Raw genomic sequence first — 22,729 nt, forward strand, 5'->3', positions numbered from 1 at the left:
TGAATACCTTAAAGTCTCATTAAGCCTTGAAGTAGAGTGGAGCAAAAAAAGTGTTACAGCAACAAAAAAGCCCCTCAAAAGAGGGGCTTGCTACAAAAATATCACTTTTAACACAAGTCTGAAGCCAGTTTAGCTATTCGCTTAGTCTAGCTGAGGACCTGCTGCAACCAGTGCTTTACCTTCGTCGTTGTCAGTGTACTTATCAAAGTTGTTGATGAAGCGTTCTGCTAGATCTTTCGCTTTGCTTTCCCATTGTAGTGGGTCAGTGTAGGTATCACGAGGGTCCAGAATCGTTGGGTCAACGTCATGCAAAGAAAGTGGGATCTCTAAGTTAAACATAGGGATAACTTTCGTTTCAGCATTATCAATAGAGCCATCAAGAATCGCATCAATGATGCCACGTGTGTCTTGAATTGAAATACGCTTACCAGAACCATTCCAACCAGTATTTACTAGGTAAGCTTCAGCGCCAGCCGCTTCCATACGCTTCACAAGCACTTCAGCGTACTGAGTTGGGTGAAGAGTTAGGAATGCCGCACCGAATGCCGCAGAGAACGTAGGTGTTGGTTCAGTGATACCACGCTCTGTACCTGCCAGTTTCGCTGTAAAGCCAGATAGGAAGTGGTACTTCGTTTGCTCTGGTGTCAGTTTAGACACTGGTGGTAGAACCCCAAAAGCATCGGCTGTTAAGAAGATAACTTTCTGAGCATGACCCGCTTTTGATACTGGTTTAACAATGTTATCAATATGATGAATTGGGTAAGAAACACGAGTGTTTTCTGTTTTAGAACCATCATCAAAGTTGATAGAGCCATCGCCACGAACGGTGACGTTTTCTAATAGAGCATCACGACGAATCGCATTGTAGATTTCAGGTTCTGCTTCTTTAGATAAGCGGATGGTCTTAGCGTAACAACCGCCTTCAAAGTTGAAGATACCGTCATCATCCCAGCCGTGCTCATCATCACCAATGAGTTGACGCTTAGGATCTGTTGATAGTGTTGTTTTACCTGTACCAGAAAGACCGAAGAATACCGCAACATCGCCTTCTTCGCCGACGTTAGCACTACAGTGCATTGATGCAATACCTTGCAGAGGTAGCAAGTAGTTCATCATTGCAAACATGCCTTTCTTCATTTCACCGCCATACCAAGTACCGCCAATGACTTGTACGCGCTCAGTTAGGTTAAATGCGACGAAGTTTTCTGAATTAAGACCTTGTTTTTCCCAGTTAGGGTTGGTTGTTTTAGCACCATTCATTACCACGAAATCTGGTTCAAACGTTGCTAATTCTTCTTCTGATGGGCGGATGAACATGTTTTTAACGAAATGAGCTTGCCATGCCACTTCAGTAATAATTCGAACACTTAGGCGAGTGTCTGGGTTTGCACCACAATAACCGTCAATTACAAATAGGCGTTTACCAGATAGTTGAGTCGTAACTAATTCTTTTAGCTCGCTCCATACTTCAGTAGTAATTGCTTTATTGTCATTTTTGCCTTGATCTGACCACCACATGGTATCACGTGTTGTGTCATCTTTTACAATGTATTTATCTTTCGGTGAGCGGCCAGTAAAGATACCAGTGTCAACAGCAACAGAACCAAGCTCTGTGACTACACCTTTTTCGTAGCCTTCTAAACCTGGAAGTGTTTCTTCAACGAATAACTGCTCGTAGCTTGGGTTGCGAAGAACCTCAGTAACGCCAGTAAGTCCGTGCTTAGTTAGATCAATTTGTGCAGCCTTTGTATGTTCCATAACAGTCATAGGTGCTCCTTGTAGGATATTTTGTAGGGATTTTTTATTAATTTTTTATTGTTATCTGCTCACCATGCTAGCAACGAGACTGGGGGAAAACAGGGATATAGCTCAAAAAATATCCATATCAACCATAGGGTTTTAAGTGTCTCGTCACATATTGGCCTAGCTAGTCTATCCTGTGCGCAAACCTTTGCGCTAGAGCAAAATGCTTTATTAATTGACTAAAATTAAGCGGTGCTTTTCTTACGTTAAAGTCCCGTATTTACTGACCTTAGATCACAAAAAGGCCTGCGTAGTGCAGACCTTTTTTTGGGTAAATTACGTCTTTACTGTACGGGTGAAATTAATGAACCGTATTATTGCCTTTATCTGCCGCTTGAGCATATAAAGCGTCCACATCAGTTTTGTCGAACGCGTAGTTTGTGCCACAGTAATCACAGTGAAGTGCAACACTGCCTTCAGTACTGATGATGTCGTAAATCTCTTCTTGAGCAACGGTGATGATCGCAGCACCACTTCGTTCACGAGAACACCCACAGAAAAATTCGACTTGTTGTGGTGTAAACACCTGAACCTTTTCTTGGTTGTATAAACGGTAAAGCAGATCATTCGCTTCTAAAGAGAAGAGCTCTTCATTTTTAACTGTATCTGTTAATTGCTCTAAATGTTCAAAGTCATCTGGAGAGCCAGTGCCATCCGGCATGATTTGTAGAAGCATACCAGCAGCGTGAGCTTTACCTTCATGTTCGCCAGTACGCAGCCATAGGCGCGTCTTTAGCTGTTCAGAGTTAGCAAAGTACCCTTCAAGTACTTCAGCTAATGTATTGCCTTCAAGACCTACGATACCTTGATAGCGTTCGCCTTTTTTCGGATCGATAGTGATCACTAAGTGACCTTTACCCATCAAATCGTGAAGACCAGCATCATCTGCGATCTCACCTTCAAAACGAGCGACACCACGGATTTTTTGATCATTGTCGCCATTAATCACAGCAAGGGAAACAGGACCGTCACCTTGCAGTTGCATTGTGATTGAGCCTTCAAACTTTAATGTTGCAGTAAGAAGAGTCGTAGAAACTAATAGCTCACCAAGTAGTTTTTGAACCGCTACAGGGTATTCCTTGCTAGAAATGATATTTTGGTATGCTTCATCCAGTTGCACCAATTCACCGCGTACAGATAGGTCTTCAAATAGGTAGCGATTTAAAACGTTATTTGCCATGTGGCTATTCCTTCCAGCTTATTGACTCTTGAATTTGATGATGTCGCGACGCTGCTTTTTGTCAGGTCGGCGCTCAGGGCTTGGGTTTTGTGCGTGTAACCTTCGTTGCTCAGCGAATGTTTCACGTTTTGCTACGCTTTCTTGCGTTTCGGCGTAGAGAGTTTGAGCTTCTGGAGCTCCACGTCGTTGATCGGAAATTTTTTCGATCGTAACGGTTTTCTCTTCATTACCCTGACGCAGTAAAATTACGGCCCCAAGTTCGACAATTTTGCTTGGTTTACTGCGTTGACCATTATAGTGGACTTTACCACCATCGACCATATTACGAGCAATTGAGCGAGTTTTGTAAAAGCGAGCTGCCCATAACCATTTATCTAGCCTGACAGCTTCATTAGGAGTTTTCATACGGCGCTGCGCCTCATTATATTGAAATATTGTAGATATAAATTATTCAGTATTGTTGTGTGTAAAATCACGATAAGGGACTGAGCAATCATTTCGTAGAAGCTAAAGTGGTGTCGCGACCTATTTTTTTCAAGGTTCATTGCAAAATAGCTGCTGAGTCACTTGCGAAATTGGGGTTTGTGGTATAGTCGAAAAACCTATGACTATATGATGTTGTAATCATTGTGGCTTATATATTGTCACTAAGGTTAGTCAGTTGAGAGCGACAACATTGTGGCCCTTAGAGTATTGAAAGGATTGTAGACGAGTGAAGTTATTAGAACTCGGTAGTGGGCTTGATAGGTTTCCTGCATTAAACCGGTTATTACAGAATGGAACAGTATTCCAGCAAAAGATCAGTGTACTAACTTGCTGCATACTACTTGGTATCACAGCATGGATCTTAGGTCAGTTAGTATGGTTTATCCAGCCATCAGAGCAATCTGTCACACCTTGGAAAGCCAGTATCTCCTCATCGAACCGTCAGCAAGCATCTTTAGATATTTCAGCTTTACAGAAAGGCAATCTATTTGGTGCTTACAGCCAAGTAGTTGCGCCCGTTGTTGAGCAGCCCGTGGTGACTGACGCACCGAAAACACGACTTAACTTAGTGTTAGTTGGGGCGGTGGCGAGTTCTAATCCAAATCTTAGTCTTGCCGTTATTGCCAATCGCGGTAAGCAAGCGACTTACGGGATCAATGAAGAAATTGAAGGTACGAGAGCAAAACTCAAAGCCGTACTTATTGACCGTGTAATTATTGATAATTCAGGTCGTGATGAAACTTTAATGTTAGATGGGCGTGAATATAAAAAGCTTTCAGCTACACAAATGAAAGCAAAGCCGGCCCCTTCTAACCGTGGAAATAACCCAAGTTCTGCTGATAAATTGTCGGAAATTAAAGCACTTATCGCTAAGGACCCACAGCAGCTATTTCAGTACGTTCGTTTATCGCAGGTTAAGCGAGATGGAAACGTACTGGGCTATCGTGTTAGTCCTGGTAAAGCGCCGGAACTATTTAAGTCTGTTGGGCTCGAATCGGGTGATATTGCAATTCAGTTGAATGGTAATGACCTCACAGATCCTGCCGCTATGGGCAAGGTATTTCGTACATTACAAGAACAATCAGAGCTCAGCATTACTGTTGAAAGAGACGGTCAGCAACATGATATATTTATTGAATTTTAAGACTTTTTGCCAGAATTTGGGCGAAAATGCAGGAGAAAAACGTGAAACATTGGTTTAAGAAAAGTGCATGGTTACTAGCAGGAAGCTTGGTTTGTTCACCAGCCGCTATCGCCAATGATTTTAGTGCAAGCTTCAAAGGCACAGATATCCAAGAATTTATTAATATTGTTGGACGTAACCTAGAAAAAACGATCATCGTTGACCCTTCGGTACGAGGTAAAATTGATGTACGCAGCTACGACGTACTTGATGAAGAGCAATACTACAGCTTCTTCCTCAACGTATTAGAAGTGTATGGCTACGCTGTTGTTGAAATGGAATCTGGCGTACTTAAGATCATTAAAGCAAAAGACTCTAAAACTTCAGCCATTCCTGTGGTTGGTGATCGTGACTCTATCCAAGGCGATAGCGTAATTACACGTGTTGTTGCGGTTCGTAATGTATCGGTTCGTGAATTATCACCGCTATTACGTCAGCTAAATGATAATGCTGGCGCTGGTAACGTTGTTCACTATGATCCAGCGAATATCATTTTGATTACTGGTCGTGCCGCGGTTGTGAACCGTCTTGCGGAAATCATTAAACGTGTTGACCAAGCGGGTGATAAAGAAATTGAAGTTGTCGATCTAAAAAATGCATCGGCTGCTGAAATGGTAAGAATCGTCGATGCTTTAAATAAGACAACAGACGCGAAAAGTACTCCTGCTTTCTTACAGCCAAAACTAGTCGCTGATGATCGTACTAACTCTATTCTTATTTCTGGTGATCCTAAAGTTCGTAGCCGTCTAAGAAAGCTGATTGAGCAGCTAGATGTAGAGATGGCGACAAAAGGTAATAACCAAGTTGTTTACCTAAAATATGCTAAAGCAGAAGATTTAGTTGATGTACTTAAAGGTGTGTCAGATAACCTACAATCTGAAAAGCAGTCGTCAAGTAAGAGCAAGAATGCAAACCGTAACCAAGTGATGATCGCGGCTCATGTAGAAACCAACTCACTGGTGATTACTGCTCAACCAGACATTATGAATGCTCTACAAGACGTGATCGCTCAGCTTGATATTCGTCGAGCTCAAGTATTGATTGAAGCTTTAATTGTAGAAATGGCGGAAGGTGATGGCGTTAACCTCGGTGTTCAATGGGGTAATCTAGAAACGGGTGCCATGATCCAATATGGAAACACTGGTGCGTCAATTGGCGGTGTAATGGTTGGCTTAGAAGAAGCAAAAGACACCACAACCACCACTGCTGTTTATGACTCGGATGGTAAGTTCCTACGTAATGAAACTACAACAGAAGAAGGTGATTACTCAACTCTAGCATCTGCACTTTCTGGCGTGAATGGGGCTGCGGTAAGCTTAGCAATGGGTGACTGGACAGCATTAATCAGTGCAGTAGCGACAGACTCAAACTCGAACATTCTGTCTTCTCCAAGTATTACAGTGATGGATAACGGTGAAGCCTCTTTCATCGTAGGTGAAGAAGTGCCAGTACTAACGGGTTCAACGGCGGGTTCAAGCAACGACAACCCATTCCAAACTGTTGATCGTAAAGAAGTGGGTATCAAACTAAAAGTGGTGCCACAGATTAACGAAGGTGATTCTGTTCAGCTGAATATCGAACAAGAAGTGTCTAACGTTTTAGGTGCAAATGGCGCAGTGGATGTACGTTTTGCTAAACGCCAACTGAACACATCAGTGATTGTACAAGATGGACAAATGCTAGTACTTGGCGGTTTGATTGATGAACGTGCGCTTGAAAGTGAATCAAAAGTGCCACTATTAGGTGATATCCCAGTAATCGGTCACCTATTTAAATCAACCAGCACTCAGGTTGAGAAGAAGAACCTAATGGTCTTCATTAAGCCGACAATCATCCGCGATGGTATGACTGCCGATGGTATTACACAGCGTAAATACAACTACATTCGTGCAGAGCAATTGTTCAAACTCGAGCAAGGTCTGAAGCTGATGGACAATGACAATATTCCAGTTCTACCTAAGTTTGGTGATGACATCAGGCACCCGGCTGAAATCCAAGCCTTTATTGATCAAATGCAAATGGAAGCGAAATAATGGCAGAAATGGTCGATATGGCGCGAGCTTATCAACGTTTACCGTTTAGCTTCGCAAACCGTTATAAAATGGTGCTGGAATATCAGCACCCTGAACGTCCACCAAGTCTTTACTTTGTTGAGCCTCTTAATGCTTCTGCCATTTTAGAAGTGCGTAGAGTGGTGAAAGGTGGCTTCACACCTATTGCAATCTCAGCTAGTGACTTTGATACTAAACTTACTCAAGCGTATCAGCGAGATTCTTCAGAAGCTCGCCAGTTAATGGAAGATATCGGCGCGGATAGTGATGATTTCTTTTCTTTAGCGGAAGAATTGCCACAAGATGAAGACTTACTAGAGTCGGAAGATGACGCTCCAATCATCAAATTAATCAACGCGATGCTTGGTGAAGCAATCAAAGAAGGCGCATCGGATATCCACATCGAAACTTTTGAAAAGTCTTTGTGTATTCGTTTCCGTATTGATGGTGTTTTACGTGATGTATTGGCACCAAGTCGCAAGCTTGCACCTTTGTTGGTTTCTCGTGTAAAAGTCATGTCTAAAATGGACATTGCAGAAAAACGCGTGCCACAGGATGGTCGTATTTCGTTGCGTATTGGGGGACGAGCAGTAGACGTTCGTGTATCCACCATGCCTTCTTCGCATGGTGAGCGCGTGGTAATGCGTTTACTTGATAAAAATGCTACGCGTCTGGATCTCCACAGCCTTGGTATGACTGGTGAAAATCACGAAAATTTCCGTAAGCTGATCCAACGCCCGCACGGTATTATCTTGGTTACTGGTCCAACGGGTTCAGGTAAATCCACCACGCTTTATGCTGGTCTGCAAGAACTCAACAGCAACGAACGAAATATTTTGACCGTTGAAGACCCGATTGAATTTGATATTGATGGCATTGGTCAAACACAGGTTAACCCTAAAGTTGATATGACTTTTGCGCGCGGCTTACGTGCCATTTTGCGTCAAGATCCTGATGTCGTGATGATCGGTGAGATTCGTGATTTAGAAACCGCTGAAATTGCGGTTCAAGCGTCTTTAACGGGTCACTTGGTTATGTCTACGCTGCATACCAATACCGCAGTGGGTGCGATTACTCGTCTACGTGATATGGGCATTGAGCCTTTCCTTATTTCTTCTTCTTTACTTGGCGTATTAGCCCAACGATTGGTTCGTACTTTATGTAAGGATTGCAAAGAACCTTATGAAGCGGACAAAGAACAGAAGAAAATCTTTGGTCTGAAAAAGAAAGATGACTTAACACTTTATCATGCAAAAGGGTGTGAACACTGTAATCAAAAAGGTTACCGCGGTCGTACCGGTATTCATGAGTTGTTGATGATTGATGATTCAGTACAAGAGCTTATCCATAGTGAATCGGGTGAGCAGGCTATTGAGAAAGCGATTCGTAGCACGACTCCAAGTATTCGTGATGACGGTTTGCTGAAAGTAAGACAAGGCATCACATCTCTTGAGGAAGTGATGCGAGTGACCAAGGAAGTATAGATGGCGGCGTTTGAATACAAAGCCTTGGACTCGAAAGGCAAACATAAAAAAGGTTCGATTGAAGCTGATAATGCTCGCCAAGCTCGCCAACGTCTAAAAGAGCAGGGTTTGATTCCTGTAGATATGACCGAAGCGAAAGCGAAGTCGACCAAGTCTAGTGGACAATCAACGGGCTTCAAACGTGGTATCAGCACGCCAGATCTAGCGCTGATTACTCGTCAGATATCGACACTTGTTCAATCAGGTATGCCACTTGAAGAGTGTCTAAAAGCGGTCGCTGAGCAATCAGAAAAACCTCGTATTCGTACCATGTTGTTAGCCGTTCGTTCAAAAGTAACAGAGGGTTATACGCTGGCAGATAGTCTTGCTGATTATCCTCATATTTTTGATGAGCTGTTCCGTGCAATGGTGGCCGCTGGTGAAAAATCAGGGCATTTAGATGCTGTGCTCGAAAGATTGGCAGACTACGCAGAGAATCGCCAAAAGATGCGTTCAAAGCTGATGCAAGCCATGATTTACCCGGTTGTGCTGGTGGTTTTTGCTGTCTCAATCGTGTCATTTCTTCTTGCTACGGTTGTGCCAAAAATTGTCGAACCCATTATTCAGATGGGACAAGAGCTTCCTCAATCCACACAATTTTTACTCGCATCCAGTGAATTTATTCAGAATTGGGGCATCCAACTGTTATTGCTGACAGTCGGTGCATTTATGCTGCTAAAAACGGTATTGAAGAAACCGTCAGTACGAATGAGTTGGGATAGAAAGTTATTGGTTTTACCTTTAATTGGTAAAATTGCGAAAGGTATCAATACGGCGCGTTTTGCTCGTACGCTTTCCATATGTACTTCAAGCGCCATTCCGATTCTTGAAGGGATGAAGGTGGCCGTTGATGTCATGTCTAACCATCATGTTAAGCAGCAGGTTTTACTGGCATCAGACAGTGTGCGAGAAGGTGCGAGTTTACGAAAAGCACTGGATCAAACTAAGTTGTTTCCGCCAATGATGCTACACATGATTGCCAGTGGTGAGCAAAGTGGTCAGTTAGAGTCGATGCTGACTCGCGCGGCAGATAACCAAGATCAAAGCTTTGAATCAACGGTAAATATCGCTTTAGGCATCTTTACCCCAGCCTTAATTGCTTTGATGGCTGGTTTGGTTTTGTTTATTGTAATGGCAACCTTAATGCCAATGCTGGAAATGAATAATTTGATGAGTGGCTAATAGTTAATAGCTAATATTAATGGTTAACGACCAATAGCACTTGTCGAACAATTTGGAGCTAAGGAGTAGAGGTCATCTTGATCTAATACCTTAGCCCGTAATATGGAGAAAATAATGAAAAATAAAATGAAGAAACAGTCAGGCTTTACCTTACTTGAAGTAATGGTTGTTGTTGTGATTTTAGGCGTATTAGCCAGTTTTGTTGTACCTAATTTGCTAGGAAACAAAGAGAAAGCGGATCAACAAAAAGCCATTACAGATATTGTTGCGTTAGAAAATGCATTGGATATGTATAAGCTGGATAACAGTGTTTACCCAACAACAGATCAAGGTTTGGATGCTTTGGTTTCTAAGCCAAGCAGCCCAGAACCGCGTAACTACCGTGATGGTGGCTACATCAAACGTCTACCTAATGACCCATGGGGCAACGCATACCAGTACTTAAGCCCTGGTGACAATGGCAACATTGATATCTTTACGCTTGGTGCTGATGGTCAAGAAGGTGGTGAAGGTGTGATGGCAGATATCGGTAACTGGAACATGCAAGACTATCAATAAGCTTTGGCTTGTTGAATACGTCAACGCAGTTTGCATAGATTGATAGTGATGCGAAAACCAACAAGGTTTCATTGTGTAAGTGAACCTAATAAGTTGAGTGACTTGCCAAAAGATAAAGGGGCTTTAAGAACCAATATGTTCCAAGCCTCTCGCTCTCGCCAGCACTCGCAAGGTTTTACTTTAATTGAAATATTATTGGTACTCGTGTTGCTATCAGTGACTGCCATGGCGGTTATTGCAACAATCCCAACCAACAGCAAAGATGAAACTAAGCGTTATGCGCAGAGTTTTTATCAGCGGATTCAACTACTCAATGAAGAAGCTATATTAAGTGGATTGGATTTTGGGATACGTATTGATGAGAAAAAATCCACTTATACCTTGATGTCCCTTAATTCCGATGGCTGGCAAGATACTGATTTTGAAAAGATCCCGTCTTTAACTGAATTGTCTGAAGATCAATCTTTATCACTCACATTAGGTGGTGGAGCTTGGGCTGATAGCGACAGGCTATTTACTCCTGGAAGCCTGTTTGATGAAGACATGTTTGCTGAGGTTGAAGAGAAAAGCAAACCTAAGCCTCCTCAAGTTTTTATTCTTTCGAGTGCTGAAATCACGCCTTTTATTCTTTCATTCCATCCGAATGTGGGTGACACCGTCGAAGATGGTTGGCGTATTCAAGTAACAGATAACGGGGTGATAACCTTGCTGGCACCAGGAGAAATACTTGATGAAGAAAAGTAAACGCCTTCATGCTACTCGTGGTATGACGTTACTAGAGGTGCTTGTAGCATTAGCAATTTTTGCAACCGCAGCGATCAGTGTTATTCGTGCGGTGACTCAGCACATCAATACATTAGGGTATTTGGAAGAAAAAACATTTGCCTCAATTGTGGTCGATAACCAAATGGCGATGGTGATGTTACATCCTGATAAATTAAAAAAATCTAAGGGTGAACAAGAAATGGCAGGTCGCCAGTGGTTTTGGACCGTTACCCCTATCGCGACTAGTGATAGTTTGTTGAAAGCTTTTGATGTCAGTGTTGCAACAAGTAAAACCTCCTCTCCTGTTGTGACGGTGCGCAGCTATGTCCCGAATTAATAAGCACCAGATGAATACTTATCAAGCTAGTCTAAAGTCACTTCCATCTAAGTCTAGAAACAAAGGCTTCACACTGATTGAAGTCTTGGTATCTATTGCGATTTTTGCCACTTTGAGTATGGCTGCTTATCAGGTTGTGAGCCAAATTCAGCGCAGTAATGAAGTATCCATAGAACGTAGTGCTCGGTTGAATGAGCTACAACGATCTTTAGTCATCTTAGACAATGATTTTCGCCAAATGGCATTACGCCAATTTCGAACGGGCGGTGAAAACGCATCTTCTAAGCTGATTTTTTCCCAGCCTTATTTATTAGATTCAGACAGTAACGGAGTGATGTTTACTCGGTTAGGTTGGCATAACCCTCAACAACAATTTCCACGCGGTGAAGTCACAAAGGTTGGTTATCGCATAAAGGAAAAGGCACTAGAGCGAGTTTGGTGGCGTTACCCAGATACACCAGCAGGTCAACTTGGCGTTATTACGCCCATGCTGTCGAATGTCGAAAGTTTTGAGTTGGAATTCTATGATGGAAAAAACTGGCTAAAAGAGTGGGCTGCGCAGCTAACGTTACCCAAAGCCGTGAAATTTATCCTCACACTAGAAGACTATGGTGACGTTGAGCGAGTTTATTTAACACCAGACGGAAAAGTGACTCGTGCCAGTGATAGTGATAGCTCAGAAGGTTCTGACAATGGATAAGTTTCCAAGAGCGAGTACTTCAAGAGCTAATACTTCAAAAGCTAGCAATTCAAAAGCGGGCACCCTAAAGTCTAGGTCTTTAAGGCCTAAGCATCGTCAGTCTGGTGTGGCTTTAATTGTAATTTTGATGCTGTTAGCGATCATGGCGGGCATCGCTGGTAGCATGTCTGAGCGTCTTTTTACTCAATTCAAACGAGTAGGAAACCAACTCAATTATCAGCAAGCTTACTGGTACAGCATTGGTATTGAAAGTTTAGCTGAAGTGGGTATTGAACAAAGCTATAAAGATAGCGATACAGTCAACCTAAACCAGCCTTGGGCATTGGAAGAGCAAGTGTTTCCTTTGGACTATGGACAAGTTTCTGGTCGAATCCTTGATAAGCAAGCGTGCTTTAATCTGAATGCGCTTGCTGAAGCAAAAAGTAGTACAGGCTCAAGTAAATCACCTTACTTAGTCACTGTGTGGCAAGCCTTGCTTGAAGAAGTCGAAGTTGAGCCTTATCAGGCAGAAGTGATTGCACACTCCACATGGGAGTTTGTTGACAGTAATAGCAGCACTTCTTCATCCACAGGTGTGGAAGACAGCACTTATGAATCTATGAGCCCTTCGTATGTTGCTGCGAATGGTTTGCTTGCTGACAGTTCTGAACTTCGAGCGATTTATCAAGTGTCAGGTGATGTTATAGAAAAAGTCGCCCCTTTCGTGTGCGCTTTACCTACTGACGACTTTCGCCTAAATGTGAATACCTTATCTGAAAAGCAAGCTCCTATTTTAGTGGCAATGTTTTCGCCAAATTTAAGTGAAAGTAATGCCAAAGAGCTCATTAAAAATAGACCATTTGATGGTTGGGATAGCATTGATGATTTTATGGCGGAGGCGTCTGTTGCCGCAGTGAGCTCTGCTGTTAAAAAGTCAGCCAAGTCTTATTTGGCTGTTGATAGTGCTTATTTTGAGTTAGATGCAGAAATTTTAGTGGAAAAGTCTCGCGTGAGAATTCGCAGCCTTTTCTATAGTGATAATCGAAAAACCGTGACGGTAGTACGCCGTCGTTTTGGAGGGATCAGTGAGCGAGTTTCTGACCGTTCGGCTGAGTAGCGAACCACAAAGCCCAGTACCATGGTTGGTCTGGTCGACAAGTCAACAGGAAGTCATCGCAAGTGGTGAGCTTGCTGGTTGGCATCAATTAGAAGAATTGACACCTTATGCCGAGCAACGCACTTGTATTGCGTTGTTGTCTGGTAATGATTGTTTACTGAATCATGTCGAAATCCCGAAAGGGGCAGCAAGACAGTTTGATTCCATGTTGCCTTTTTTATTAGAAGATGAAATCGCGCAAGATGTTGAAGACCTTCATTTTACTATCTTGGAAAAGAGTGCCACTCATGCCACGGTATGTGGTGTGGATAGAGCGTGGTTAAGCCAAATCATGGATGACTTTAAACAAGTGAACATTACCGTTCGTAAAGTCCTTCCTGATATTTTGGCATTACCTGTTGAAGACGAAGGAGTGTCGGCTGTACAAATCGATTCTCAGTGGTTGCTTCGTCAAGGTGAATATCAAGCGGTTTCTGTCGATAATGATTGGCTTGCACTGTTTCTACAAACAGATTGGCTGGATCATGAAAATGGACCAAGCATTCATTGTTATACGTCGTTACCAAGCCCAGAAGTGATTGAACAAAGCCGTGTGGCGTGGCAAGCAAAGCCTGCTGAATTGATCATGTCTTTGCTAAGCCAGCAAGCCATTACCAGCAGTATTAATTTGTTGAGTGGCAGCTTTAAAGCGAAATCATCTTTTAGTAAGTATTGGCGAATTTGGCAAAAAGTGGCGATTGCTGCGTCGTTATTAATTGCTGTTTTAGTGACTCAGCAAGTGTTACTAGTTCAGCAGTATGAAACACAAGCTCAAGCTTACCGAACGGAAAGTGAGCGGATATTCAGAACGGTATTTCCTAATAAACGTAAGATCCCAACAGTAAGCTATTTAAAGCGTCAGATGAATGATGAGGCAAGCAGTTTGGGTGGTTCTGGATCGGATGAATCTTTACTTAGCTGGCTGACTTTACTGCCTAAAACATTAGGCACAGTGACGGCGATTGAGATTGAAAGCATTAAGTATGATGGCAATCGTTCAGAGGTTCGCCTGCAAGCGAAGAGTGCTGACTTCCAAAGTTTTGAAAGCGCTAATGCCAAACTATCAGAGCAATTTGATGTTGAACAAGGTCCGTTGAACCGTAATGGTGAGTCGGTATTTGGTAGCTTCACTTTAAAAGCTCGTCAATAAAACGTTAGGAGATCAGTGATGAAAAAAATGATTGAGCCACTCCAAGCGTGGTGGAGTTCAGTAAGCCAGAGAGAACAGCGATTAATGATCGCATGTTCATTGTTGCTTGTGGTTGGATTGATTTATTGGGGGGTATTACAACCCTTAAGCCAACGAGCAGAGCTTGCTCAAACTCGCATTCAGAGTGAAAAGCAGCTATTGGCATGGGTGACAGATAAAGCAGATGAAATTGTTGAACTGCGCGGAAGTGGTGGGCTGAAAGCCTCAAATCAACCACTGAACCAAGTTGTATCATCCTCAATACGTCGTTATAAAATCGATTTAATTCGTGTTCAGCCTCGCGGTGAAATGCTTCAAGTGTGGATAAACCCGGTTTCATTTAACCAGTTCATAGATTGGATAACGTATCTAAAGGAAAAGCAGGGTGTTGAAGTAGAGTTTATGGATATTGACCGTGCTGAAAGCCCGGGTGTTATTGAAATTAACCGCCTACAGTTTAAGCGAGGATAACGTGAAGCTAGGTTTATTTACTAAACGTGGGCTGCTATTTAGTAGTGTTTTTGTCGGTTGCTTTTCAGTCAGCCTCATTCTTCACCTGCCGGCTTCTTTTGCCTTGAAACAAGTGCCATCTGTTCGTGGTTTGAGTATTGAAGGGGTAGAAGGTTCGCTATGGAAGGGCAGTGCTCAGAATATATCATGGCAACGAGTTAATTATGGTTCGGTACAGTGGGATTTTCAGTTCAGTAAATTGCTTCAGGCAAAAGCTGAGCTAGCGGTACGTTTTGGCCGTAACAGTGATATGACTCTCCGCGGCAAAGGTAATGTCGGCTATAGCCTAGCGGGTATTTACGCTGAGAACTTAGTAGCTACGATTCCGGCAGAAAAGGTGCTCGACTATGCTCCGAGCATTCCAGTCCCTGTTTCTGTTGCTGGGCAAGTTGAGCTAACGATTAAACATGCTTTACATGGTCAGCCATGGTGCCAAGAAGCCGAAGGTACACTAGCATGGTCAAGTGCGGGTGTTGAGTCGCCAATTGGTGCGTTGGATCTTGGTCCAGTTATCGCTGATATTACTTGCCAAGAAAATATAATATCTGCAAAAGGTGAGCAGAATAGCCCGAACGTAACAAGTGAGTTCTCTGCTGAATTAACACCGAATAAACGCTATAAGACTTCGGCTTGGTTTAAGCCTGGTGCTGAATTCCCTGCTGCAATGCAAAGCCAACTGAAATGGCTAGGTAACCCTGACTCACAAGGTAAATACCAGTTTACCTATCAAGGGCGCTTTTAGTTAATGCATACTGTTCAGTAAGAGCGGATAAAAAAGGCTAGAATTTATTCTAGCCTTTTTGTTAAGTACTGATTTTTAATTTGCTTGTTTTATTTCGACATACTGATACGCCACTACAATCTCTAAACCTTCATTTGGTATTGCTGTACCAGTAAATACAATAGACTCTGAAAGTGGGTAGTACTGCCAACCATTCGAAGATTTTCTTTCTACGACATTTCCATCAACAGTGACGTTAATTGATGACGAAAGTATGTGGTTATTTGCAGCTTGAGTTAGCTTATAACCTGCACTTGTTGCACCAGCATTTTGAGCCATTGTTTCGACAAAGGCTTTATATTCACTAGTTACATTGATATTCAGTGTTTTACCTAGTGTCGATGTCGCTAGGTCATCATACTGGCTGTTGTAAGCATCATTTGGATCGACAATTGAGTACACGCGATATCCATTATCAATGAAGATATTATTACTGGTATCAAATGCAGTATTACTTCTACGCTCGTACTGACTTTTCTCATCACTCATAATTACAACGGATAATGAAGCTCCAGGTCTAGGGTAGCCTGCAGTAACCGATGTACCATCAGTTGTCAGTGATTTCTCTGAGTAATAAATACCTGTTTCAGTTGCACTACCACCTGTCCCAGGTTTGAAATCACTCGCGATTTGCGTGATATCATTTGTGTAGCCATTCCCTCTAAGTGTCTCTGAATCTGTCGTGATGGTACCAACCATAAAATCAACACTTGCGTTTGATATAGTATCAGTAAAGGCTTGGGTTAAATCACTGATCGCATTCTGCTCATCAGACATACTGCCTGAGTTATCGATTACAAAGAGGAAGTCAGCTTTAGATGCTGTTTGGTCTAGTGCTGAGAATGTGTCATTTTCAACCAATAATTTTGCATCTTTAGACGCTTGAATACTTTCTGAAGTTGTGGAGACGATTAGGTCTGAATATGCAGCTACTCTATCACTTTGTATTAAGGTACTCGTAATTACAACACTGTCATCTGCTGGGTTGTAACTAGTCGTGATATCTAGTTGGTAATCATTTAGCTCTGTTTCAGATGCTGAAGGGATCAAAGTTGAAGCAACACCGCCTACTTTATTAACGGCAACTTGATTGATTAATGTGTTTAATAAATCAGTTAGTTTCAGACCGGTTGATAGGTTTATTTTATAAGTAGCATTGATGTCACCATTAGTCAGAATAGTCTGCGATGTCTGCGTCACTTTTCCTGAAATACTTGAAGCAAAAGCACTTATACTTGAGGTTAGAATTTCTTCGGCGGTAGAACCTCTTTGCATTGCACTGTTTTCTGCTACAAATCCAACTAGTTCTGTATTGTTTGGTGTAGGTTGTGAGCTTTGAGCTGCAATTGTAGTTGCTGGCTCTGCGTATATAACGGTACCTGTTATATCACCGGTTAAACTGGCTGTTGTATAACCGTCAGGTAAGAAGACTTGCTTGCTATCTAAAACGACTGATTGTGTAGGAGCAGGTGCTTCAGCTATTGATATGATGATGTCTTTAGTTTGTATGACACTTTTTCCATCAGCGTTTGTTGTTTCAATACTTAAAGTGTAGCTAACTTGACCTGCTTGAGAGCCCACTTGAACTTTCAATTGTTCAGGAGAGTTTACGTCCGGAGTGAGTTCTTGATTATTTTCATCCAGCCATGTGATCTTGTCGGTAGGAAGTAGGTTTGTGATAGTTGCTGTGAGGGTTGTTTCGCCATTCGGGGCAACAATTGCAGGGTTTGCTGTAATAGAGTTGATAATTGCGCTTGGTGCAAAGTCAGCTCCAATACTACATAACACTTCCTTTGACTCTATTTCAGACTCATCAAGAATATTATTCTTATTTTTATCGATACCAGCAGAAACTAGTTGTCCACCAGCGGCACAGCGAGAGTCCGTTTTTGCAATGAGAGCGATGGAGACAAGGGCTTGATCAAAGATTTCACTGCCTTCTTGATCGGTTTGCTGAGTACCATCATGACAAATTGTTTTATTTGATACGTATTCGGATTCTGCAAGAGCACCATCTTCATTGTCGTCATACCCTGCGATAACTTTGAGACCGCCATTTACACATTCCGCATTACCAGCAGGTAACGATAAAGTTGTAATTAAAGCATCTTTTTGAGCTTCGACTGGCGTTGTTGTTGTGCCACCGTCGCTGCCACCACCACAGCCAGAAAGTAAGACTGATGCTACAGATGTTGCGATTAATGTTTTTTTAGACCACTGAACGTTCATATTTATTACCATTTCCTTTAGTAACTTTTTAGGTATAGATTTTATGAATGGTATTTTTATGAAACTAGAGTCACTTTGTAAACATTATTTGTTAACTGAATTAAAAAAATCAGACTTCATTAATTGTTTGATTGTTAATGATAATTAACTCAATTTCATTATTTCAAATGTAATCGTTATCATTGATAGGTTTTATAAAATTAAAAGTGGCTATTTGAGGCATAAAAAAGCCGTAACAAGGTTACGGCAATTGAATTGAGCGGTTTAGATAAAGCTTTAGAATGTGTACGTTCTACTTTTTAACCGTAAGAATTTCATCCCAAGGTAGGTTCTCATCCCCTAAAACAATAAAGTTTGGGTTTTCTAATGTTTCTCTCTCATTGTATGAAAGAGGCTCTAATTGAGTACTTAAAATCCTCCCGCCAGCCTCTTCAACGATACATTGAGTAGCAGCCGTATCCCATTCACCAGTTGGCCCTAATCTTAGGTAGCAATCAACCGCGCCTTCCGCCACTAAGCATGCCTTTAGTGCCGCAGAGCCCAAAGGCACTAAATCATAGTTCCATGCTGAACTCATGCAGCTGGTGATTCGATTTATATCTTGGCGGCGGCTAATCGCCATCGCAATAGATTGGTTTGGCAGCTCATGATGATGTGTTTTAATTTTCACACTGTCAGCTAGTTCTGGGATTTTCCATGCCCCTTTGCCATGATAAGCGTAATAAGTCACACCTGATACCGGCGCATACACAACCCCCATCACAGGTCGATTATGCTCAATTAGTGCAATGATGGTCGCGAAGTCACCACTACGCGCGATGAATTCTTGAGTGCCATCGAGTGGGTCGACTAACCAGTAGCGATCCCATTGTTTACGTTGCTCTAAACTAATGTCAGCAGCTTCTTCAGAAAGCACTGGGATATCAGGAGTGAGCTCCGTTAAGCGCTGTTCTATAAGCTTATGTGCGGCCAAATCGGCACTGGTTACAGGCGTGTCATCGCTTTTCGTAAATTCTTCGTAATCCTTTTTTTCATAGATTTCGAGAATCAATTGCCCAGCAGAACGAGCAATTTCAATGACGGAAGGTAAGAGGTGGGATAGATCTTTTGTTATTGGCATAGGGCTAACTCTTATTCTTCTAATGTACTAGCTTGTTCTTTTAATGTTCTGAGGGCTAGTAGTAGGGCGGTAATACAGCGAGCTTCACTAAAATCGAGATGAGTGAGTAATTCTTCGGCTTGAGCAAGTGGCCAGCGTATGATGTCTAAAGGTTCAGGTTCATCACCTTCAAGCTTTTCAGGGTATAAGTCTTCAGCAATGAACAGCGTCATTTTGCTCGAAAAATAGGAAGGAGCAAGAACGACTTCTTTTAAAGGGGTTAACTTATGCGATCCGAATCCAATCTCTTCTTTAAGCTCTCTGATTGCTGCCTCTGAAGGCGTTTCTCCGGCGTCAATTAGCCCTTTGGGGAAGCCAAGTTCGTAGCGCTCGGTACCTGCAGCGTATTCGCGAACCAGTAATAGATCACCTTGCTCAGAGATTGGAACCATCATCACGGCATTTCGTCCGCTAGGCTTCATGCGTTCGTAAGTTCTTTCTTCACCATTAGAGAAGCGTAAATCGAGAGATTCAATAGAGAAAAGTTTTGATTGAGCGACAGTTTGCTGAGCCAAAATTTCTGGCACTTTCCTTTTTGTCATTACGCTCGCTCCTTAGCTTTAATTAGATACCCCCAATATATGAAAAAACGGCATGGATTGATACTGGCGGGTTTTGTGTTTCGACTTAATTCTGAACCTTATGCAAAATTCTTAGGGTGAATGCCTGAGAGTTGATCATTCATTCAATGAACTTATTCAATAATAGGATGAGATAAGGCATTAAAAAAGGTTGATGCTTACACATCAACCTTTTGCTGTTTGTTTGGTGTTACTTCTAGTGTGGACTAGTAGTAAGAGTGCTCACCGCGATCATGCTCTGTTGCATCACGAACGGCAGTCAGTTCACCTTGGAACTGTTCTAGTAGTTCTTTTTCGATGCCTTCTTTCAAAGTTACATCAACCATTGAACAACCATTACAACCACCACCGAATGCCACGATAGCAGCGCCTTCTTCAGTAATTTCAACAAGGCTTACGTGACCACCGTGACCTGCAAGTTGCGGGTTAACTTGTGTTTGAATTGCGTATTCAACACGCTCAAGTAGTGGTGCATCATCAGAGACTTTACGCATTTTTGCGTTTGGTGCTTTTAGAGTTAACTGAGAGCCCATTTTGTCAGTAACGAAATCAATTTCTGCTTCGTCTAGGAATGGCAAGCTTAGCTCATCTACATAAGCATCGAATGCTTCAAAAGACAGTTTAGTATCTGAAGCTTCAATAGCGTCTGTTGGGCAGTAAGATACGCCACATTCAGCATTTTGTGTTCCTGGGTTTACCACGAATACACGAATGTTTGTGCCTTCAGGTTGCTGTGAAAGCAGATTGGCAAAGTGAGTTTGAGCTGTTTCTGTAATTGTAATATTTGACACGACTAATACCTGAGTAAATTTGTAGGCTATTCCGGACATTCTACTCCGGTCAGAATTGTAATTCAGCCTCTTTTTGTTGGATTGCTGTACAGATCAAGCTCGTCGCCTTTATTTACTTGGCTCGGGCGTCCGACAAATACAATAGATATCAATTCTTTCAACCCCTCTTTCTCGTAGTAACTGGCATAAATAGTTCACGGTACTGCCTGTTGTGACCACATCATCCATAATGGCAATGTGTTTAGGTAATGACGTTTTTATTAGTGTGAATGCATTGGCGAGGTTCTGCTGTCGAAGGCGCTTAGATAAGCCTTGCTGAGTTGCCGTCGCTCTTATTCGTTTGAAAAGTGTTTTGCTTTTAATTTTCATTTCTTTTGTCGTCAGTGTTTTCGCTGTGTAACGGGCAAGTAAATCGCTCTGATTAAATCCGCGTTGTAGATAGCGTCGCCAATGCAAAGGGACGCTTGTGATCAGCGGTGCGGGTTGGTCTATACGGTTTGAAATGAGTGAAGCTAAATCCCGAGCTAGCCAAAACTGTTTGGTGTATTTGAATTTATGAATATAAGAAGACGTAGGGAAGGTATAGTCACTCACACAATATAGCCTGTCCCATAGCGGAGGGTCAGATAAGCAACTGCCGCATTGCTCAATGGTTGAAGGTGTTTCTAACCCACAGCGTAAGCAGCGAGTCGTTGAGGCAATAAACTCCATACACGTATTGCAAAAGATTGAAGCACTATCTGCGTCCGACTTTTTTAGTTGGCATAATGGGCACAGAGGCGTGAACAGGCGTTGGGTGTTCTTTTGTAGCCAATCAGATAACATGAGCTCAATTCTTTAAAGGACAATCATTAATAGTAAGTGGCGTGTTTGGCTAACGTGGCTGAAAAAAGTAGGAGACACTGCAAGAATGAGTAAAGCATTGTATTGGCATGTATCAGGTTCAGGTCCTGACTTAGTTTTGGTTCATGGCTGGGGGATGAATGGCGCCGTTTGGCAGCAAACCGTTAAAACGCTAGAAAGTCATTTTACGGTTCATGTCGTCGACCTTCCTGGCTACGGGCACAGTTCTCACAGCCCCGCTAAAGATCTTGCAGGTATTGCTGATTTACTGATTGCAGAGGCACCTAAAAATGCTATTTGGGTCGGATGGTCTCTAGGTGGTTTAGTTGCTACTCATATGGCTTTGCACCATGCAGATTATGTTCGTAAATTAGTGACGGTTGCCAGTTCACCTAAATTTTCAGCCGAGAAAACACCAGTGATGTGGCGTGGTATTCAGCCGAATGTATTGACGGCTTTCACTGAGCAGCTTGTAGAAGATTTTCAAACCACCATTGAACGATTTATGGCTTTACAAGCGATGGGTAGTCCTTCAGCGAGGCAAGATGTTAAACAGTTAAAGCAAGCGGTGTTATCTCGTCCGTTGCCAAATCCAGAATCATTATTAGCGGGTTTGAAGATGTTATCTGATGTAGATCTAAGAGAGCAACTACCGGAAATATCGGTTCCAATGCTGCGCTTATATGGTCGCTTAGACGGCTTAGTTCCGATTAAAGTGGCTAAAGATTTAGATAAAGCTTTGCCTCATACGGAGCAGTTTATTTTTACTCAATCATCGCATGCACCATTCATGACTGAAGCGGAAGCATTTTGCAGCCAGTTACTCAATTTTGCAGAGATAACGCCCCAGTGATAACTACTTCAAATGATTATTGTTTTATTTGAAGAGAAACTAAATGCTAAATTTATGATCAAACTGGTCGATATATAAGCTAACCAACGAGGTGAGTTGTTAAGTAACTGGCTATCAATGGGAGTTGTTTCTTTGCTGGTCTAGATATATCTATAGATATTCGTAGGTAGGAGACCATACCAGGTCAAAGCCAAGCAAAAGAGTATAACGAGAATAATTTATCGATGAGATAAAGCTGTATAGATAAATAGATAAATAGATAAATAGATAAATAGATAAGCAAGAAAGCATAAAACGTTGGGCGATTCTGAGGAGACTTCGCGATGATAGTGCCACCTGCATCAGTTGTAAGTGTGCCATTGATCGCCCCATCAGTTAATGTGCAAACAGAGCAAGTTGCGCGCGATAATAGAGTTCGTGAACCAATAGCCCCAACGGTTGCAATGGCAAAAACTAATGCAGAACGTAGGGTTAAGTCTGATGAGAAACGACGAAAGCAGTCGGCATGGGATCCCTCTGATCACCCAGGTTATGAGATGGATAACGAGTCGGAAGCCAGTTCGATTTATCATGAAGAACCCAAAGACATCTTAGATCGGTTATTTGGTCTATTAGCATTACAGACATACAGTGCCGATCAAGGAAAAGGTTACACGATGCGTTTTCGACTGCCTAGGCATGTTTTAGATGCGGCGATAAGGCAAGATCAGATGGATAAACGGCGTAAGATCATTAAGTATCACTATGGTCATGCGGTAGCGCCTCATACGCCATCAGAAGTTATAGCGGTTTTATGACGGAGATCTTTGGCTACTTAAGAAAAAAGCCTGACTCTTCCCATTTTATGGAAGGTCAGGCTTTTTTTTTTTGGTGATTACTTATGTTTATTG

Annotated in this window: 22 protein-coding genes; 14 read left to right on the plus strand and 8 right to left on the minus strand. The window is 42.3% G+C overall.

Features of this window, described 5'->3' with window-relative positions; all coding sequences use genetic code 11:
• Nucleotides 1–141: 141 nt before the first annotated feature.
• The 3 genes from pckA to hslR all read right to left on the minus strand — a co-directional run bounded on the left by pckA (nt 142) and on the right by hslR (nt 3,388).
• Nucleotides 142–1,767 (minus strand): phosphoenolpyruvate carboxykinase (ATP), encoded by a 1,626-nt coding sequence (pckA, locus tag OCU78_RS00595; RefSeq protein ID WP_137373951.1) that lies wholly within the window; start codon nt 1,765–1,767, stop codon nt 142–144.
• 337 nt (nt 1,768–2,104) lie between these two features.
• Nucleotides 2,105–2,983 carry an Hsp33 family molecular chaperone HslO gene (gene hslO / locus OCU78_RS00600; RefSeq protein ID WP_137373952.1) on the minus strand — a complete coding sequence of 293 codons (879 nt, stop codon included), beginning with the start codon at nt 2,981–2,983 and terminating at the stop codon, nt 2,105–2,107.
• Between the two features lie 18 nt (nt 2,984–3,001).
• Nucleotides 3,002–3,388 (minus strand): ribosome-associated heat shock protein Hsp15, encoded by a 387-nt coding sequence (gene hslR / locus OCU78_RS00605; protein WP_137373953.1) that lies wholly within the window; start codon nt 3,386–3,388, stop codon nt 3,002–3,004.
• A 307-nt stretch (nt 3,389–3,695) separates the two neighbouring features.
• Between hslR and gspC the strand changes: the two genes are divergently transcribed.
• The 12 genes from gspC to OCU78_RS00665 all read left to right on the plus strand — a co-directional run bounded on the left by gspC (nt 3,696) and on the right by OCU78_RS00665 (nt 15,344).
• The gene (gene gspC / locus OCU78_RS00610; RefSeq protein WP_137373954.1) at nt 3,696–4,613 is read left to right on the plus strand and encodes a type II secretion system protein GspC; all 918 of its coding nucleotides are present in this window, start codon (nt 3,696–3,698) and stop codon (nt 4,611–4,613) included.
• Nucleotides 4,614–4,654: 41 nt separating this feature from the next.
• Nucleotides 4,655–6,685, plus strand: a complete 2,031-nt coding sequence (gene gspD, locus OCU78_RS00615) for a type II secretion system secretin GspD (protein ID WP_137373955.1) — start codon at nt 4,655–4,657, stop codon at nt 6,683–6,685.
• The gene (gene gspE, locus OCU78_RS00620; RefSeq protein ID WP_137373956.1) at nt 6,685–8,187 is read left to right on the plus strand and encodes a type II secretion system ATPase GspE; all 1,503 of its coding nucleotides are present in this window, start codon (nt 6,685–6,687) and stop codon (nt 8,185–8,187) included. Before gspD ends, gspE begins: the two co-directional genes overlap by 1 nt.
• The gene (gene gspF, locus OCU78_RS00625; RefSeq protein WP_137373957.1) at nt 8,188–9,408 is read left to right on the plus strand and encodes a type II secretion system inner membrane protein GspF; all 1,221 of its coding nucleotides are present in this window, start codon (nt 8,188–8,190) and stop codon (nt 9,406–9,408) included.
• 114 nt (nt 9,409–9,522) lie between these two features.
• Nucleotides 9,523–9,966 (plus strand): type II secretion system major pseudopilin GspG, encoded by a 444-nt coding sequence (gene gspG / locus OCU78_RS00630; RefSeq protein WP_137373958.1) that lies wholly within the window; start codon nt 9,523–9,525, stop codon nt 9,964–9,966.
• Nucleotides 9,967–10,101: 135 nt separating this feature from the next.
• Nucleotides 10,102–10,710: a type II secretion system minor pseudopilin GspH gene (gene gspH, locus OCU78_RS00635; protein WP_137374127.1), complete on the plus strand. Its 609-nt coding sequence runs from the start codon at nt 10,102–10,104 to the stop codon at nt 10,708–10,710.
• A complete protein-coding gene (gene gspI / locus OCU78_RS00640; RefSeq protein ID WP_137373959.1) occupies nt 10,697–11,068 on the plus strand; it encodes a type II secretion system minor pseudopilin GspI in 372 nt (123 codons plus the stop codon). Before gspH ends, gspI begins: the two co-directional genes overlap by 14 nt.
• Before the next feature lie 10 nt (nt 11,069–11,078).
• Nucleotides 11,079–11,768: a type II secretion system minor pseudopilin GspJ gene (gspJ, locus tag OCU78_RS00645; RefSeq protein ID WP_240701755.1), complete on the plus strand. Its 690-nt coding sequence runs from the start codon at nt 11,079–11,081 to the stop codon at nt 11,766–11,768.
• Complete coding sequence (gspK, locus tag OCU78_RS00650) at nt 11,761–12,864, plus strand: type II secretion system minor pseudopilin GspK (RefSeq protein WP_137373961.1); 1,104 nt, start codon at nt 11,761–11,763, stop codon at nt 12,862–12,864. Before gspJ ends, gspK begins: the two co-directional genes overlap by 8 nt.
• The gene (gspL, locus tag OCU78_RS00655) at nt 12,833–14,053 is read left to right on the plus strand and encodes a type II secretion system protein GspL (RefSeq protein WP_137373962.1); all 1,221 of its coding nucleotides are present in this window, start codon (nt 12,833–12,835) and stop codon (nt 14,051–14,053) included. Before gspK ends, gspL begins: the two co-directional genes overlap by 32 nt.
• 18 nt (nt 14,054–14,071) lie before the next feature.
• A complete protein-coding gene (locus OCU78_RS00660; protein ID WP_137373963.1) occupies nt 14,072–14,563 on the plus strand; it encodes a type II secretion system protein M in 492 nt (163 codons plus the stop codon).
• A 1-nt stretch (nt 14,564) separates the two neighbouring features.
• Nucleotides 14,565–15,344: a type II secretion system protein N gene (locus OCU78_RS00665; protein WP_137373964.1), complete on the plus strand. Its 780-nt coding sequence runs from the start codon at nt 14,565–14,567 to the stop codon at nt 15,342–15,344.
• 75 nt (nt 15,345–15,419) lie between these two features.
• On the opposite strand, the gene OCU78_RS00670 is transcribed toward OCU78_RS00665, so the two are convergent.
• The 5 genes from OCU78_RS00670 to OCU78_RS00690 all read right to left on the minus strand — a co-directional run bounded on the left by OCU78_RS00670 (nt 15,420) and on the right by OCU78_RS00690 (nt 20,968).
• Nucleotides 15,420–17,612: a DUF7151 family protein gene (locus tag OCU78_RS00670; RefSeq protein WP_240701752.1), complete on the minus strand. Its 2,193-nt coding sequence runs from the start codon at nt 17,610–17,612 to the stop codon at nt 15,420–15,422.
• 292 nt (nt 17,613–17,904) lie between these two features.
• A complete protein-coding gene (gene cysQ, locus OCU78_RS00675; RefSeq protein WP_137373966.1) occupies nt 17,905–18,732 on the minus strand; it encodes a 3'(2'),5'-bisphosphate nucleotidase CysQ in 828 nt (275 codons plus the stop codon).
• Nucleotides 18,733–18,743: 11 nt separating this feature from the next.
• Nucleotides 18,744–19,313 (minus strand): ADP compounds hydrolase NudE, encoded by a 570-nt coding sequence (gene nudE / locus OCU78_RS00680; protein ID WP_137373967.1) that lies wholly within the window; start codon nt 19,311–19,313, stop codon nt 18,744–18,746.
• 245 nt (nt 19,314–19,558) lie between these two features.
• Nucleotides 19,559–20,143: a Fe-S biogenesis protein NfuA gene (gene nfuA, locus OCU78_RS00685; RefSeq protein WP_137373968.1), complete on the minus strand. Its 585-nt coding sequence runs from the start codon at nt 20,141–20,143 to the stop codon at nt 19,559–19,561.
• Between the two features lie 108 nt (nt 20,144–20,251).
• Nucleotides 20,252–20,968: a ComF family protein gene (locus OCU78_RS00690; protein WP_137373969.1), complete on the minus strand. Its 717-nt coding sequence runs from the start codon at nt 20,966–20,968 to the stop codon at nt 20,252–20,254.
• Nucleotides 20,969–21,053: 85 nt separating this feature from the next.
• Between OCU78_RS00690 and bioH the strand changes: the two genes are divergently transcribed.
• The gene (bioH, locus tag OCU78_RS00695) at nt 21,054–21,839 is read left to right on the plus strand and encodes a pimeloyl-ACP methyl ester esterase BioH (protein WP_137373970.1); all 786 of its coding nucleotides are present in this window, start codon (nt 21,054–21,056) and stop codon (nt 21,837–21,839) included.
• Nucleotides 21,840–22,162: 323 nt separating this feature from the next.
• A complete protein-coding gene (locus OCU78_RS00700; RefSeq protein WP_137373971.1) occupies nt 22,163–22,636 on the plus strand; it encodes an ATP-dependent Lon protease in 474 nt (157 codons plus the stop codon).
• Nucleotides 22,637–22,729: the final 93 nt, after the last annotated feature.

Source organism: Vibrio gallaecicus (assembly GCF_024347495.1).
GTDB classification, from domain to species: domain Bacteria; phylum Pseudomonadota; class Gammaproteobacteria; order Enterobacterales; family Vibrionaceae; genus Vibrio; species Vibrio gallaecicus.

Coding starts and splice junctions, on each gene's coding strand:
- pckA (WP_137373951.1), bottom strand. CDS start 1,767: ATGACTGTTATGGAACATACAAAGGCTGCACAAATTGATCTAACTAAG.
- hslO (WP_137373952.1), bottom strand. CDS start 2,983: ATGGCAAATAACGTTTTAAATCGCTACCTATTTGAAGACCTATCTGTA.
- hslR (WP_137373953.1), bottom strand. CDS start 3,388: ATGAAAACTCCTAATGAAGCTGTCAGGCTAGATAAATGGTTATGGGCA.
- gspE (WP_137373956.1), top strand. CDS start 6,685: ATGGCAGAAATGGTCGATATGGCGCGAGCTTATCAACGTTTACCGTTT.
- gspF (WP_137373957.1), top strand. CDS start 8,188: ATGGCGGCGTTTGAATACAAAGCCTTGGACTCGAAAGGCAAACATAAA.
- gspG (WP_137373958.1), top strand. CDS start 9,523: ATGAAAAATAAAATGAAGAAACAGTCAGGCTTTACCTTACTTGAAGTA.
- gspH (WP_137374127.1), top strand. CDS start 10,102: ATGTTCCAAGCCTCTCGCTCTCGCCAGCACTCGCAAGGTTTTACTTTA.
- gspI (WP_137373959.1), top strand. CDS start 10,697: ATGAAGAAAAGTAAACGCCTTCATGCTACTCGTGGTATGACGTTACTA.
- gspJ (WP_240701755.1), top strand. CDS start 11,079: ATGAATACTTATCAAGCTAGTCTAAAGTCACTTCCATCTAAGTCTAGA.
- gspK (WP_137373961.1), top strand. CDS start 11,761: ATGGATAAGTTTCCAAGAGCGAGTACTTCAAGAGCTAATACTTCAAAA.
- OCU78_RS00660 (WP_137373963.1), top strand. CDS start 14,072: ATGAAAAAAATGATTGAGCCACTCCAAGCGTGGTGGAGTTCAGTAAGC.
- OCU78_RS00670 (WP_240701752.1), bottom strand. CDS start 17,612: ATGAACGTTCAGTGGTCTAAAAAAACATTAATCGCAACATCTGTAGCA.
- cysQ (WP_137373966.1), bottom strand. CDS start 18,732: ATGCCAATAACAAAAGATCTATCCCACCTCTTACCTTCCGTCATTGAA.
- nudE (WP_137373967.1), bottom strand. CDS start 19,313: ATGACAAAAAGGAAAGTGCCAGAAATTTTGGCTCAGCAAACTGTCGCT.
- OCU78_RS00690 (WP_137373969.1), bottom strand. CDS start 20,968: ATGTTATCTGATTGGCTACAAAAGAACACCCAACGCCTGTTCACGCCT.
- bioH (WP_137373970.1), top strand. CDS start 21,054: ATGAGTAAAGCATTGTATTGGCATGTATCAGGTTCAGGTCCTGACTTA.
- OCU78_RS00700 (WP_137373971.1), top strand. CDS start 22,163: ATGATAGTGCCACCTGCATCAGTTGTAAGTGTGCCATTGATCGCCCCA.